Raw genomic sequence first — 13390 nt, 5'->3', positions numbered from 1 at the left:
ATCGTCAGGGAGAGCCGAGCGTGCCGCTCGAAGCCGTGGAAGCGCGACGCCTTTATCGCCAGGTTGCCGATCAGCTTCGCGCCTTGATCGACAGCGGCGAATACCGCGTGGGCAGCCGGCTTCCGACCGAACGCGATCTTGCCGAACAGTTGAAAGTGTCGCGGCCGACGGTGCGCGAAGCCCTGATTGCTCTGGAAGTCGAGGGCCGGGTTCGGATTCGCGTTGGTTCCGGGATTTATGTCAGTGAGCCGGCCGCGCTCGCACCGCCTTTGCCATTGGCGGCCGAGATCGAAGGCCCGTTCGAACTGCTGCGCGCGCGCGAATTCCTCGAAGGCGCCATCGCCGAACAGGCGGCGCGGGTGGCGACAGCCGAAGATATCGCGCGCATCGACGCTTCGCTGGAGGCGATGGCCACCGTGCAGCATCCCGGCGAAGCCTCGATGATCCATGACCGCGCGTTTCACATCGCGGTGGCCGGATGCCTCGACAACGCCGTGCTGGTCCGCGTGGTCGGTGAGCTGTTCGACCAGCGGCTCAATCCCTACTTCGCCAAGCTCGCGCACTATTTCGAAAATCCGGAATCCTGGAATGCCGCGCTGGCCGAGCACCGCGCGATCCGCGATGCCATCGCCGCGCACGATCCGGACGCCGCCCGTGTGACGATGCGCGAGCACCTGGCGCGTTCGCAAGCCCGCTTTGCGCAAAATTTCGGAGCGGAAGCTTCGTCCGCCTCGCGCATCCGCGCAAGCAGCGGCTGAACGACGAGAATTCGAACGGTTCGGCGAAATGCCGGGCCGGTTGGGTAACAAAAGCAAATTGTAACGACGGAGGAAATTCACGTGCTGAAAAAATTGACGATTGCATTCGCGGCGTCTGCAGCGGCGCTGCTGGCCGCGACCACCTCGGGCCTGGCACAGACCAAGCTGAAATGGGCCCACGTTTACGAAACGTCGGAGCCGTTCCACACCGCTTCCGTATGGGCCGCGGGCGAGATCAACAAGCGGACCAACGGACGCTACCAGATCGACGTCTATCCGGCTTCGCAGCTCGGCAAGGAAACCGACATCAACCAGGGGCTTTCACTCGGCTCCGTCGACATCATCATTTCCGGCTCGAGCTTCGCGGCCAAGAGCTTTCCGCCGATCGGCGTGACCTACTATCCCTACACCTTCCGTGATGCCGATCATCTCCTGGCCTACACCAAGAGCGACGTCTTCAAGGAGCTTGCCAAGGGCTACGAGGACAAGAGCGGCCATCACATCGTGGCGGTGACCTATTACGGCGTGCGTCACACCTCTTCGAACAAGCCGATCAAGGCCTGCGCCGACATGAAGGGCCTCAAGATGCGCGTGCCTGACGTGCCGGCCTATCTCGCGATGCCGCGCGCCTGCGGCGCCAACACCGCGCCGATCGCCTTTGCCGAAGTCTATCTCGCGCTGCAGAACGGCACCGTGGAAGCCCAGGAAAATCCGCTCACCACAATCGAGGCCAAGAAGTTCTACGAGGTGCAGAAGCACATCGTGCTGACCGGTCACATCGTCGATCACCTCAACACCGTCGTCGCCGGCGCGCTCTGGAAGAAGCTCTCGGAAGAAGACCGCAAGGTCTTCACCGACGTCGCCCAGGAAGCGGCGGCAAAGGCTACGGCCGAGATCAAGGCCAACGAGGCCAAGCTGGTCGACTTCTTCAAGCAGAAGGGGCTGACGGTCACCGAGGTCAACAAGGACGAGTTCCGCGACACCGTGATCAAGACCACGAAGTTCGAGACGTTCGACTACCGCAAGTCCGACTGGGATCGCATCCAGGCGGTGAAGTAAACGGCCAGGCCTTCGTCCGTGCTTGCCCCGATTTTTGGCGGTAGGCACGGCGGAAGCCTCGAATACGCCAGCTCGGGGAGGGCGCATGTCGACGGTTGAAGTGCACAAGCAGATCACGGCGGACGAGATCGCCCATACCTTCGAGGATGAGGTCCCGAAGGGCGCCGATCTCGGACAATACGCCGCCGAGGACTGGCTGGCGCTCGCGATCTTCTGGATCATGGCGCTGTCCGTGTTTCTGCAATTCTTCACCCGCTACGTGCTCAACGACAGTTACGCCTGGACCGAGGAGATCGCGACCTATTGCCTGATCGGCGTGGTCTTTATCGGCTCGGCGATGTGTGTGCGGCTGTCGCGGCACATCCAGGTCGATCTGCTGTTCCGCTATCTGCCGCATCTGCCGGCGCGCGCGCTCTCGACGGTCATCGACCTGATCCGGATCGCGTTCTTCGGCTATGCGATCAAGTTGGTCTGGCAGTTCATCCAGATCATCGGTGACGAACGGATGACCACGATCAAGTTTCAAAAGGGATTTGTATATTACGCCGTGCTGCTCGGCTTCGTGCTGATGTTCGCGCGCTCGATCCAGATCGCGGTCGAGAACTGGCGGCGCGGTTACTCCATCCTGGAGCGACCCGGCGCATTCGACGGAACGGAAGGCTGACGCCATGCTGCTGCTGCTTGGGGGATTTCTGCTGCTGATGCTGGTCGGCCTGCCGGTCGCGCTTTCGATGGCGGTGTCGTCGCTGGTCTACATTCTCGTCACCGGCATCACGCCGGATGTCACGCTGGCGCAGCGCATGATTGCCGGTGTCGAGAGCTTTCCGCTGCTCGCCGTGCCCTTCTTCATCCTGGCCGGCAATCTCATGAATATCGCGGGCGTCACGGGGCGCATCTACAAGTTCGCGGTCGCGCTGGTGGGCTGGATGCGCGGCGGCCTCGGCCATGTCAATATCGTTGGCTCCGTGATCTTTTCCGGTATGTCCGGCACCGCGATTGCGGATGCCGCAGGGCTCGGCACCATCGAGATCAAGGCAATGAAGGATCACGGCTACTCGACCGAGTTCGCGGTAGGCGTCACCGCGGCGTCCGCCACGCTCGGCCCGATCATCCCGCCGTCACTGCCGTTCGTGATCTACGGCATGATGGCGAACGTCTCGATCGGCGCGCTGTTTCTGGGCGGTGTGATTCCAGGCGTGTTCATGACGTTGGCCATGATGGCGACCGTGGCCTATTTCGCGCACAAGAACGGCTGGGGCAGCGATACGCCGTTCTCCTGGCAGCAACTCGGCTCGGCCGCGATCGAAATCCTGATCGTGCTCGCATTTCCGTTCGTCGTTTGGCTGCTGGTCGTCGCCGGGCTCTCGGTGAACATGGCGGTGGGAATCGGTCTGGTGGCGCTGCTGGCGCTCGACTGGTACTTCGATTTCTCCGCCGTGATGGCGCTGATGGCTCCTGTGATCCTGATCGGCGGCATGACGCTCGGCTGGTTTACGCCGACCGAAGCCGCGGTCGCCGCGGTGATCTGGTCGTTGTTCCTGGGACTGGTGCGCTATCGCTCGATGACGCTGCAGACCGTTGCCAAGGCGACGTTCGACACCATCGAGACCACGGCATCCGTGCTGTTCATCGTGACCGCGGCCTCGATCTTTGCCTGGCTGCTCACGGTGTCGCAGGCGGCGCAGACGCTGACGGATGCGATGCTCGGCATAACCCAGAACAAGTGGGTGTTCCTGCTGCTGGCGAACATCCTGATCCTGTTCGTCGGCTGCTTCATCGACACCATCGCCGCCATCACCATCCTGGTGCCGATCCTTTTGCCGATCGTGCTCAAGCTCGGCATCGACCCCATTCATTTCGGACTGATCATGACGCTGAACCTGATGATCGGTCTGTTGCACCCGCCGCTCGGCATGGTGCTATTCGTGCTGGCCCGCGTGGCGAAATTGTCCGTCGAGCGCACCACCATGGCGATCCTGCCGTGGCTCGTGCCGCTCCTGTTGGCGCTCGTCGCCATCACCTACATCCCGGAACTGACGCTCTGGCTGCCTAAATACATGGGACTCTCAAAATGACATCGATGGCTTTGGCCGCAACGCTGTTCGGCCCGGAAGATCTGCGCATGGTGGAGCGGCCGCTCGATCCGCTCGGCTCGGGCATGGTGCGCATTCGTTTTGGCGCCGGCGGCATTTGCGGGTCGGACATGCATTATTACCGCCATGCCCGCACCGGCGACTTTGTCGTGACCTCGCCGCTGGTGCTCGGCCACGAGATTGCGGGTGAGGTGGTCGAGATCGCAGGTTCCGCGCCGGGCGTAAAAGTCGGCGATCGCGTTGCCGTCAACCCGTCGCGCTGGTGCGGCCATTGCAAGCCGTGCCGCGAAGGCCGGCCCAATCTCTGCGAAAACATCTTCTTCATGGGATCGGCCTCGAAGACCCCGCATATGCAGGGCGGCTTTGCGTCTTACTTCGACGCCATCCCGGCGCAGTGCGTGAAGATTCCGGACCACGTGACCTATCAGGCGGCGGCGCTCGCCGAACCGCTCGCAGTCTGCCTGCACGCGGTCGCCCGCGCCGGGGACGTGACCGGCAAGCGCGCCGTGCTGTTCGGCGCCGGCCCGATCGGTCTCCTGACCATGCTGGCGGCGCAGCGCGCCGGGATCGCTGAGACGACCGTCGTCGACATCGCGGCGGCGCCGTTGGCGTTCGCCACGAGGCTTGGCGCCAACCATGTCGTTGACATCTCCGGCGGCGAAGAGGCGCTGAAGGCGCAGGCTGCAGCGCAGCCGTTCGACGTGGCGTTCGAAGTCTCGGGCACCGCGGCGGGCTTGGCCAGCGCGATCGGTGCGGTCAGGCGCGGCGGTGTCGTGGTTCAGGTCGGCAACCTGCCGGGCGGACAGATTCCGGTGCCGGCGAATGCGGTGATGGCCAAGGAGATCGACCTTCGCGGCTCGTTCCGCTTCGGGACGGAATTCTTCACGGCGGTCGAACTGATCGCCGACGGCAGCGTGGACGTGCTTTCGCTGGTGACGGCGCAACGCCCGCTCGCGTTAGCGCCTGATGCGGTGCGGCTGGCGCTCGATCGTTCGCAAAGCGTCAAGGTCGTGCTGACCGCTTGATCGCCGTTCTCGTTTCAGGAGCTTCCGCATGATGCTGCAGGGATGGCGGTGGTACGGACCTAACGATCCCGTATCGCTCGACGATATCCGTCAGGCCGGCGCGACCGACGTGGTGACGGCGCTGCACCAAGTGCCGATCGGCGAGGCCTGGACGCGCTCGGCCGTCGAGGAGCGGAAGAACCTGATCGAGAACTCGCAACCGGGCCGCTCACAGCTCGCCTGGTCGGTGGTGGAATCGATCCCGATTCCTGATGACGTGAAGCGGTTAGGGGGCAGGGCGACGCGCTCGATCGAGGCGTGGATCGCGAGCATGGAGGCGGTCGCCGCGTCCGGCATCAAGATTATCTGCTACAATTTCATGCCGGTGGTCGACTGGTGCCGCACCGATCTCGAGTGGGAACTGCCGAACGGCGCCAAGGCGATGCGCTTCGACCAGGACCGGTTCGCGGCGTTCGACTTGCACATCCTCGAGCGCCCCGAAGCGCCGGCCGAATATTCAGAGGCCGCGCAGCGTCGCGCCAGGCAGGTCTATGACGCGATGACGCAGGCCGATATCGACGTGCTCATCACCAACATTGCCAGCGCGCTGCCGGGATCCACCACCGATCCCCTGACCATTCCGCAGTTCCGCGACCGCCTGCAGCATTATCGTGGCATTGATTCCAAGGTGCTGCGTCAGCACTTGAGCGAATTTCTCGCGCGCGCCGCGCCGGTGGCGGAGCAGCTTGGCGTAACGCTGACGCTGCACCCGGACGATCCGCCGCGCCCGCTGTTTGGGCTACCGCGCATCGCCTCATCGGCGGAGGATTATCAGGCGCTGTTCGACGCGGTGCCATCAAAAGCCAACGGCATCTGCTTTTGCACCGGCTCGCTCGGCGTGCGTGCGGAGAACGATCTGCCAGCGATGGCCAAGCGCTTCGCCCCGCGGATCGGCTTTGCCCATCTGCGGGCGACCAAGCGGGAAGCCGACGGCCTGTCGTTCTTCGAATCCGATCATCTCGATGGCGACGTCGATATGATCGCGGTGTTGAAGGCCTTGCTGGCGGAGAACCGAGCGCGCTCGCCGGAAAATCAGATCGTGTTCCGGCCCGATCACGGCCACCGCATGCTCGACGATCTCGCCGCAACCAAGCGCACCAATCCCGGTTACACCGCGATCGGCCGCCTGCGCGGCCTGGCCGAATTGCGCGGTGCTATCCGCGCCATTGAACACGCCGGCTAGGACAGGAAGTGCCGCGAGAGAGCCCCATTCTACTTTGCATGGGGTTGTTTTCGCAATTTTGTGTCTGGGCCCTTACGCCGCTCTGGCTCAGGCCGATGTCCGTGCCGCCTTCGCCGCCTCGAAAGCCGCCAACCGCGCGGCGAATTTGCCGTTCGCAAGACCCGCGCGCGCGAGGATGGTGGGGGCGGGCAGCGTCTCAAAAAAATGACAGGCCACGCGATGGCCGGGGGCCGCCTCGCGTAGCTCCGGCTCCTCGGCCGAACAGCGCGCCTGCGCATGCGGGCAGCGGGTGTGGAAGCGGCAGCCGGTCGGCGGCTTGAACGGGCTCGGCACGTCGCCCTGCAGCATCACGCGCTTGGTGCGGAGCGCAGGATCAGGCTTTGGAATCGCTGCGAGCAGCGCCTGGGTATACGGGTGCAACGGCCGGTCGTAGAGCGACTTCTTGTCTGATATCTCGACCAGCTTGCCCAAATACATCACGGCGACGCGGTCGCTGATGTGCTTCACCACGGCAAGATCATGGGCGATGAACAGATAGGAGAGGCCAAAACGCTGCTGCAGATTCTGCAGGAGGTTGACGATCTGCGCCTGGATCGAGACGTCCAGCGCCGATACCGGCTCGTCGCAGACGATCAAATCGGGATTGGCGGCGAGTGCGCGGGCGATGCCGATGCGCTGGCGTTGCCCGCCCGAGAACTGGTGCGGATACCGCCTGGCATGTTCGGGCAGCAGGCCGACGATGTCCAGGAGCTCACGGCCGCGCGCCTCGCGCGATGCGTCGTCGCCGATTTCGTGAACGCGCAGCGGCTCGGCCAGGATTTCGCCGACCATCATGCGCGGATTGAGCGAGGCGTAGGGGTCCTGGAAGATGATCTGCATATGCCGGCGCATCCGGCGCAGCGCATTCTTGTCGAGATCGGCGATTTCCTTGCCCTTGAAGCGTACAGAGCCGGAGGTCGGGTCCATCAAACGCAGGACCAGCCGTCCGGTGGTCGACTTGCCGCAGCCGGATTCGCCGACCAGCGCGAGCGTCTCGCCGCGGGCGATCTCGAAGCTGACATCTTCGACGGCGCGCACGAGCCCAATGGTCTTGCGGCGGATCAGCCCGCGGGTGACCGCGAAATGCTTGACCAGGCCGTCGACCTGCAAAACGGGGGCGTCGCTCATGCTGTCACCTCGACCGGGGCTTTCCAGCACGCGACCTTGTGACCGGGCGCGATGTCGCGCAGCGGTGGCGGATCAAGCCGGCAGCGCTGGTCCGCAAACGGACAGCGCGGCGCAAAGCGGCAGCCCGCTGGCTGGTTGTTGGGGCTGGGCACCGTGCCCTCGATGGTGGCGAGCCGCTTGCGGTCGATATCGATGCGCGGAATCGAACCGAGCAGGCCGATGGTGTAAGGATGCTGCGGGTCGGCGAACAGATCGTTCACATCGGCGCTCTCGACGATTCGCCCCGCATACATCACCAACACCTGATCGGCGACCTCGGCGATGACGCCGAGATCGTGGGTGATGATCAGGATCGCCATGCCGAGCCGCCGCTGCAGGTCGCTCAACAGGTCAAGAATTTGCGCCTGGATGGTGACGTCGAGCGCCGTGGTCGGCTCGTCGGCGATCAATAGCGCTGGCTCGCAACTTAGCGCCATGGCGATCATGACGCGCTGCCGCATGCCGCCCGACATGTTGTGCGGGAAGTCGTCGATGCGTTGCGCCGCTGACGGAATCCGTACCAGCTCGAGCATCTCGATGGCACGCGCCCGCGCTGCGCGGGGCGACATCGCGGTGTGGGCGAGGATCGCCTCGACGATCTGCTGACCCACGGTGTGGACCGGATTGAGCGAGGTCATCGGCTCCTGAAAGATCATCGACATCTTGCCGCCGCGCAGCCTGCGCCGCTCGTCGGCCGTGAGCTTCAGCACGTCGCGATTGCCGAACAGCACCGCCTCGGCCTCGACCGTGCCCGGCGGGCTCGGCACCAGGCCCATCACCGAAAGCGAGGTCACGCTCTTGCCGCAGCCGGACTCGCCGACGAGGCCGATGGTGCGTCCGCGCGGAACGCTGAAGCTGATGCCGTCGACGGCGCGGAACAGCCCGCGGTCCGTCGCAAAATGGGTCTTCAACCCGCGAACCTCGAGGAGCGTGTCCATCAGAAGGAATAATCCAGTCCCTTATAGAAGGTGTTCTGGTAGAGCATGTGCGGCCTGACGCCCTTCATCTTCTTCGAGCTGGTGGTGTACATCGCAACGTTCATCACCGGCATCCACAGATGCTCGCCCATCACCTTCTCCTGCACACGGGCGTAGTTGAGCGCACGCTCGGTATCGGTCAACGCGGCGCGGCCGGCGCGCAGCCACTCGTCGGTCTCGGCGTCCTTCCAGTTCATGCGATTAGGCGTCGGGATGTTCTTCGAGTTGAAATAGATGTTCATCAGCTCACCCGCCGACAAATAGGGCACGGTGACGGTCCACAGCTCGTAGTCCTGCTTGCCCATCTCGGCAGGGGCGATCGTGGAGTCGAAGCCCACGATCTTCCAATCGACGCCGATCTTGCGCATGTAGCCTTGAATAGCTTCGGAGACACGCGGGAAATAGGTGACCTGTGTGAACAGCACCCGCGGCGCGAGCTTCATGCCGTCCTTCTCGCGGATGCCGTCGGCGCCAACCTTCCAGCCGGCCTCGTCCAAGAGCTTCTTTGCCCGCTCCACATCTTCCTTGATGATGCTCTTGGTCTTGTCGGCGAAGTCCAGCGCCTTGGGGTCGACGAAGGTAAACGCCGGCTCGGCGTTGCCCAGCATGACACCCTTGACTATGTCGGCGCGGTTGATGGCGATATTCATCGCCTCGCGCACGCGTTTGTCCGAAACCATCGGGCGCGTGATCTTGTAGCCGTAATACATGAGCTGGAAGTTGGGCTTGGCTTCCTGAACGGTCAGGTTGGGTGCGGCCTTGACCTGCTCGATGAATTGCAGCGGAACCTGGTGGGAGAGGTCGAACTGACCACCCATGATGGCGGCGACCCGGCTGGCGTCCTCCGGCACGATCTTGATGCTGAGTTTTTCAAATTTGACCGGGCCCTTGTTCTGGTACATCGACGGGCCCCATTTGTAGGCGTCGTGGCGCTTCAGTACGATTTCGGTGCGCGGCTGCCAGCTCTCGAAGCACCAGGGACCGGTGCCGTCGATTCCCTTGATGCCGTAGTCCTTGCCGAGCGTCTCCACGCTCTCCTGATTGTGGATTGCATTGGTGTACATGGTGAGCTGTAGCAACAGCTCGGAGTAGGGCTCGTTGAGCTCATATTCGACAGTATAGGGATCGGGCGCGCGCACTTCCTTGATGTCGCCGGCGCGCCAAGCGTAGGGCGCTTTGGTTTCCGGATCCTTCAGCCGCTTGAAGCTGTAGACGACATCGGCGGCGGTGAACTTCTTGCCGCTGCAGAACGTCACGTCGTCGCGCAGCTTGAAGACGTAGGTCTTGCCGTCCTCGCTGATCGTCCACGATTTCGCGAGGTAGGGGATCGCCGTCTTGCCGTCCCAGTCGAGCGCCACCAGTGTATCCTGGAACATGTTGACGATGTCAGACGTCGGCGACCAGGTGGTGCGCTGGCCGTCGTAATGCGGCGCGTCCAGCGACTTCATCACCCTCAAGGTCTGCGCCTCGGCCGCTGAAGACATTGCGGCCACTCCCAGCAGCGCCGCAACTCCCGTCAAAATGCTGCGCATCGTATTTCTCTCCCTCGTTATTTCTGGCGCGACACGTCCAAGCCCTTGTAGAAAGTGTTCTGGTAGATCATGTGCGGCCTGGCATCTGATATCTTCTTGCTGGCCACCTGGTTCATGTTGATGTTGAGTACGGGCATCCAGAGGTGTTCTCGCATCACCTTCTGCTGGACCTTCGCGTAGTATTTGGCGCGATCGGCTTCCGTCAGCGCCGAGCGGCCCTGCTTCAGCCACTCATCGGTTTCGGCGTCCTTCCAGTTCATCCGGTTGGGCGTCGGAATGTTCCTGGAATCGAAGTAGATGTTCATGAGGTCGCCGGCCGACAGATAAGGCACCGTCACCGACCAGATTTCGTAGTCCTGCTCGGCCATCTTGGCGGAGGCGATCGTGGAGTCCCAAGGCTGAAGTTGCCACTGCACGCCGATGCGGCGCAGATAGCCCTGGATCGCCTCGGCCACCCGCGGCGTGTTGCCGGCTTGGGTGTAGTAGACCTTGGGCTGCAGCTTGATGCCGTCCTTCTCGCGAACGCCGTCGCTGCCCATCTTCCAGCCAGCTTCATCGAGCAGGGCTTTTGCACGCTCGATATCCTCCTTCACGACGCCTTTGGTGTCGGGGTCGTGATCGAGCGCGTCGGAATCGACGATGGTGAAGGCCGGCTCGGCGTTACCGAGCAGGACGCCTTTGGCGATCTCGCCGCGGTTGATGGCGATGCTCATCGCCTCGCGCACCCGCCGATCCGCAACCATCGGCCGCGTCGTCTTGAAGCCGAAATAGAGCAACTGGAAGTTCGGCTTGGCCTCGGTGACGGTCAGCATCGGTGCCGCCTTGGCCTGAACGATAAACTGCGCCGGGAACTGATGGGTCATGTCGAACTGCCCGGCCATCATCGCCGCCACGCGGCTGGATTCCTCGGGCATGATCTTGACGCTAAGCTTCTCGAACTTCACGGGCCCCTTGTTCTTGTACATCGATGGGCCCCATCGGTAGGCGTCGTGGCGCTTGAGCACGATCTCGGTGCGCGGCTGCCAGCTCTCGAAACACCAGGGACCGGTGCCGTCGGCGCCCTTGATGCCGTAATCCTTGCCCAGCGCCTCCACGCTCTCCTTGTTGTGGATGACGTTGGTGAACATGGTGAGCTGCAGCAGCAGTTCGGAGTAGGGCTCCTCGAGCTCGTATTCGACCGTGTAAGGATCTGGCGCACGCAACTCCTTGATGTTGCCGGCGCGCCAGGCATAGGGCGCCTTGATCGCGGGATCCTTGAGCCGCTTGAAGCTGAAGACGACGTCGTCGGCGGTGAATTTCTTGCCGCTGCAGAACGTCACGTCGTCGCGCAGCTTGAATGTATAGGTTCTGCCGTCCTCGCTGATCGTCCAGGATTTGGCGAGATAGGGAATGGGCGTGCGGCCGTCCCAGTCGAGCGCGACCAGCGTGTCCTGGAACATGTTGACGATATCGGACGTCGGCCCCCAGGTGGTGCGCTGCGCATCGTAGTGCGGCGCGTCGATCCCCTTCATGAGCTGGAGAGTCTGGGCCGCCGCCGGGCCCGTGACGCACAGTGCCAAGGACATTCCCAGTGCGAACCTGATCATGTCTGCAGCCTCGGATCGAGGACGTCGCGGAATGCGTCGCCCAGAAGGTTGGCGGCCAGCACGATCACGAAGATGGCACAGCTCGGGATCGTCGCGATATGCGGCGCCATGAACAGGAAGTCGCGGCCCTGCGCTGCCATCATGCCGAGCTCGGCGGTCGGCGGCTGCGCGCCCATGCCGAGGAAGCCGAGCGCGGCGCCGATCAGGATGATCTGGCCGAAGCGCAGCGTCAGGAACACGAAGATCGTTGATATGCAATTCAGCGTCAGATAGCGCCAGATCAATTCACCGTCGGAGACGCCGACGGCGCGGCCGGCCTCCATGAATTCCTGGCCCATCACGCCGATCGCCGCGCCGCGTGCAACGCGGGCGACATCGGGCACCGTGGCAACCACGAGCGCGATCACCACGGCGGTCAGCCCGGCGCCGAAGATCGCGGCCACCGCAAGGCCGATCAGGATCGCAGGGAAGGCGAGCATCACGTCGACCAGCCGCATGATCCAGCCGTCCAGCCGCCGGTAATAGGCGGCGAGGATACCGAGAACACCGCCGATGAAGCCGCCGACGATCACGCCAACCAGCCCGAGCATCAGCGTGTTGCGCGTGCCGTAAAGGACTCGGCTGAAAATGTCGCGCCCGGTATTGTCGGTGCCGAACCAGTGCGCGGCGTCGGGAGGCAGCATCACCTTGGTGAGGTCGGTGAAGTAGGGATCGTAGGGCGCGATCCAGGGCGCAAACAGCGCCGCCAGCACGATTGCCGTGAGCGCCAGCCCGGCGAGTGCAGCGACCCGGTCGCGCGCCAGCCGGCGCAACACTCCGGCGCGGGCGAATACGCCGGTTCCGCGCTCCTGGACAAAGCCTTGTTCGAGGACCTCGACGCTCATCTGCGCTGCACCCTGGGATCGAGATAGACGTAGAGCACATCGACCAAGAGGTTGATGGTCAGGAAGGCGACGGCGAGGATCATGATCGCGCCCTGCGCGGTCGGAAAATCGCTGGAGACGATGGCGCCGACGGCAAGCCGGCCGACGCCGGGCCATGAGAACATGGTTTCCGTGACCACGGCGCCGCCGAGCAGGAACGCCGCCTGCAGCCCGATCAGGGTGACGACGGGAATCATGGCGTTGCGCAGCGCGTGATGAATGATCACCACCCGCTCACGCAATCCCTTGGCGCGCGCCGTGCGGACGAAATCGGCGCCGAGCACTTCGAGCACGGCGGTGCGCGTCAGCCGCGCGATTGGGCCGATCAGCACCGCGCCGAGCGTCAGTGCGGGGAGGATCAGGCTCGGCAATCCGCCGTCCCATACCGGACCGGTGCGACCGGTGAAGGGCAACAGCGCCCATTTGAATCCAACGAACTGGATCAGGATCAGGCCGATGAAGAACACCGGCATCGACACGCCGGCGACCGAGCAGGCCATGATGATGCGATCGGTGAGGCGGCCGCGATGGACTGCCGCCAGCGTCCCGAGCGCGAGCCCGGCCGGCACTGCGATCAGCATCGCACCGAGCATCAGCTCGATCGTCGGCCCGATCGTCATCGCCAGTTCTTCGCTCACCATTCGGTTGGAAATGATGGAGCGACCGAGATCGCCGCGCAGTACGCGCAGGATGTATTCGAAGAATTGAACGGGGATCGATCTGTCGAGACCGAGTTCCTGACGGATCGCGGCGATGGTCTCAGCCTTGGCATCGGGCCCGGCAATGATCATCGCGGGATCGGCCGGCACGACCTGCAACAGGCAAAAGCAGAGGAAGAGAACCCCGAGCAGAGCGGGAAACGAAATCAGCAGACGATGGACGATCTGTTGTCCCATGCGACGCCAACGGACGGGTTGGGCCAAAAGGAACTCACGCGCCCACGCCGACGCTGTTGTCTCTCCCTTGGCAGCCGCACTTCGTCCGACGTGCGCGGCATTTGATTATCGGG

At 63.5% G+C, this 13390-nt stretch carries 12 protein-coding genes; 6 read left to right on the top strand and 6 right to left on the bottom strand.

The genetic code is table 11. From position 1 onward, the window contains the following. Positions 1–20 precede the first annotated feature (20 nt). From LMTR3_RS31540 to uxuA, 6 genes are all read left to right on the top strand, one after another. Positions 21–758, top strand: a complete 738-nt coding sequence (locus tag LMTR3_RS31540; RefSeq protein ID WP_065749001.1) for a FadR/GntR family transcriptional regulator — start codon at positions 21–23, stop codon at positions 756–758. Positions 759–839: 81 nt separating this feature from the next. Next, entirely contained in the window at positions 840–1817 is a 978-nt protein-coding gene (locus LMTR3_RS31535) for a sialic acid TRAP transporter substrate-binding protein SiaP (protein ID WP_065748850.1), read from the top strand. A gap of 85 nt (positions 1818–1902) precedes the next feature. Beyond that, the gene (locus tag LMTR3_RS31530) at positions 1903–2481 is read left to right on the top strand and encodes a TRAP transporter small permease (RefSeq protein WP_065748849.1); all 579 of its coding nucleotides are present in this window, start codon (positions 1903–1905) and stop codon (positions 2479–2481) included. Positions 2482–2485: 4 nt separating this feature from the next. Then, positions 2486–3892 (top strand): TRAP transporter large permease, encoded by a 1407-nt coding sequence (locus LMTR3_RS31525; protein WP_065748848.1) that lies wholly within the window; start codon positions 2486–2488, stop codon positions 3890–3892. Beyond that, positions 3889–4935 (top strand): L-idonate 5-dehydrogenase, encoded by a 1047-nt coding sequence (locus LMTR3_RS31520; protein ID WP_065748847.1) that lies wholly within the window; start codon positions 3889–3891, stop codon positions 4933–4935. Before LMTR3_RS31525 ends, LMTR3_RS31520 begins: the two co-directional genes overlap by 4 nt. 31 nt (positions 4936–4966) lie before the next feature. After that, on the top strand, positions 4967–6157 hold the full coding sequence (uxuA, locus tag LMTR3_RS31515; protein ID WP_065749000.1) for a mannonate dehydratase: 1191 nt from the start codon (positions 4967–4969) through the stop codon (positions 6155–6157). Positions 6158–6244: 87 nt separating this feature from the next. Here the strand turns inward: uxuA and LMTR3_RS31510 are convergent, their stop codons facing one another. From LMTR3_RS31510 to LMTR3_RS31485, 6 genes are read right to left on the bottom strand one after another with little or no spacing between them, the layout of a single operon-like run. Further along, positions 6245–7324 carry an ABC transporter ATP-binding protein gene (locus LMTR3_RS31510; protein WP_065748846.1) on the bottom strand — a complete coding sequence of 360 codons (1080 nt, stop codon included), beginning with the start codon at positions 7322–7324 and terminating at the stop codon, positions 6245–6247. Next, complete coding sequence (locus LMTR3_RS31505) at positions 7321–8301, bottom strand: ABC transporter ATP-binding protein (RefSeq protein WP_176722035.1); 981 nt, start codon at positions 8299–8301, stop codon at positions 7321–7323. The genes LMTR3_RS31510 and LMTR3_RS31505 overlap by 4 nt, the downstream gene beginning before the upstream one ends. Next, positions 8301–9872, bottom strand: coding sequence for an ABC transporter substrate-binding protein (locus LMTR3_RS31500; RefSeq protein ID WP_065748844.1), 1572 nt, complete (start codon positions 9870–9872; stop codon positions 8301–8303). Before LMTR3_RS31500 ends, LMTR3_RS31505 begins: the two co-directional genes overlap by 1 nt. 17 nt (positions 9873–9889) lie before the next feature. Further along, positions 9890–11458 carry an ABC transporter substrate-binding protein gene (locus LMTR3_RS31495; RefSeq protein WP_065748843.1) on the bottom strand — a complete coding sequence of 523 codons (1569 nt, stop codon included), beginning with the start codon at positions 11456–11458 and terminating at the stop codon, positions 9890–9892. Further along, complete coding sequence (locus LMTR3_RS31490; RefSeq protein ID WP_065748842.1) at positions 11455–12342, bottom strand: ABC transporter permease; 888 nt, start codon at positions 12340–12342, stop codon at positions 11455–11457. Before LMTR3_RS31490 ends, LMTR3_RS31495 begins: the two co-directional genes overlap by 4 nt. Continuing rightward, the gene (locus LMTR3_RS31485) at positions 12339–13277 is read right to left on the bottom strand and encodes an ABC transporter permease (protein WP_065748841.1); all 939 of its coding nucleotides are present in this window, start codon (positions 13275–13277) and stop codon (positions 12339–12341) included. Before LMTR3_RS31485 ends, LMTR3_RS31490 begins: the two co-directional genes overlap by 4 nt. Positions 13278–13390 lie beyond the last annotated feature (113 nt).

The sequence above is a fragment of the Bradyrhizobium sp. LMTR 3 genome (genome assembly GCF_001693485.1).
GTDB lineage: Bacteria > Pseudomonadota > Alphaproteobacteria > Rhizobiales > Xanthobacteraceae > Bradyrhizobium.
The sequence above is the reverse complement of the archived record's forward strand: the minus strand, read 5'-3'. Positions and strand labels throughout refer to the sequence as shown.

Bases quoted from the DNA above. Each gene is read 5' to 3' on its own strand.
- LMTR3_RS31530 (WP_065748849.1), top strand. From the start codon at position 1,903: ATGTCGACGGTTGAAGTGCACAAGCAGATCACGGCGGACGAGATCGCC.
- LMTR3_RS31525 (WP_065748848.1), top strand. From the start codon at position 2,486: ATGCTGCTGCTGCTTGGGGGATTTCTGCTGCTGATGCTGGTCGGCCTG.
- LMTR3_RS31520 (WP_065748847.1), top strand. From the start codon at position 3,889: ATGACATCGATGGCTTTGGCCGCAACGCTGTTCGGCCCGGAAGATCTG.
- uxuA (WP_065749000.1), top strand. From the start codon at position 4,967: ATGCTGCAGGGATGGCGGTGGTACGGACCTAACGATCCCGTATCGCTC.
- LMTR3_RS31510 (WP_065748846.1), bottom strand. From the start codon at position 7,324: ATGAGCGACGCCCCCGTTTTGCAGGTCGACGGCCTGGTCAAGCATTTC.
- LMTR3_RS31505 (WP_176722035.1), bottom strand. From the start codon at position 8,301: ATGGACACGCTCCTCGAGGTTCGCGGGTTGAAGACCCATTTTGCGACG.
- LMTR3_RS31500 (WP_065748844.1), bottom strand. From the start codon at position 9,872: ATGCGCAGCATTTTGACGGGAGTTGCGGCGCTGCTGGGAGTGGCCGCA.
- LMTR3_RS31495 (WP_065748843.1), bottom strand. From the start codon at position 11,458: ATGATCAGGTTCGCACTGGGAATGTCCTTGGCACTGTGCGTCACGGGC.
- LMTR3_RS31490 (WP_065748842.1), bottom strand. From the start codon at position 12,342: ATGAGCGTCGAGGTCCTCGAACAAGGCTTTGTCCAGGAGCGCGGAACC.
- LMTR3_RS31485 (WP_065748841.1), bottom strand. From the start codon at position 13,277: ATGGGACAACAGATCGTCCATCGTCTGCTGATTTCGTTTCCCGCTCTG.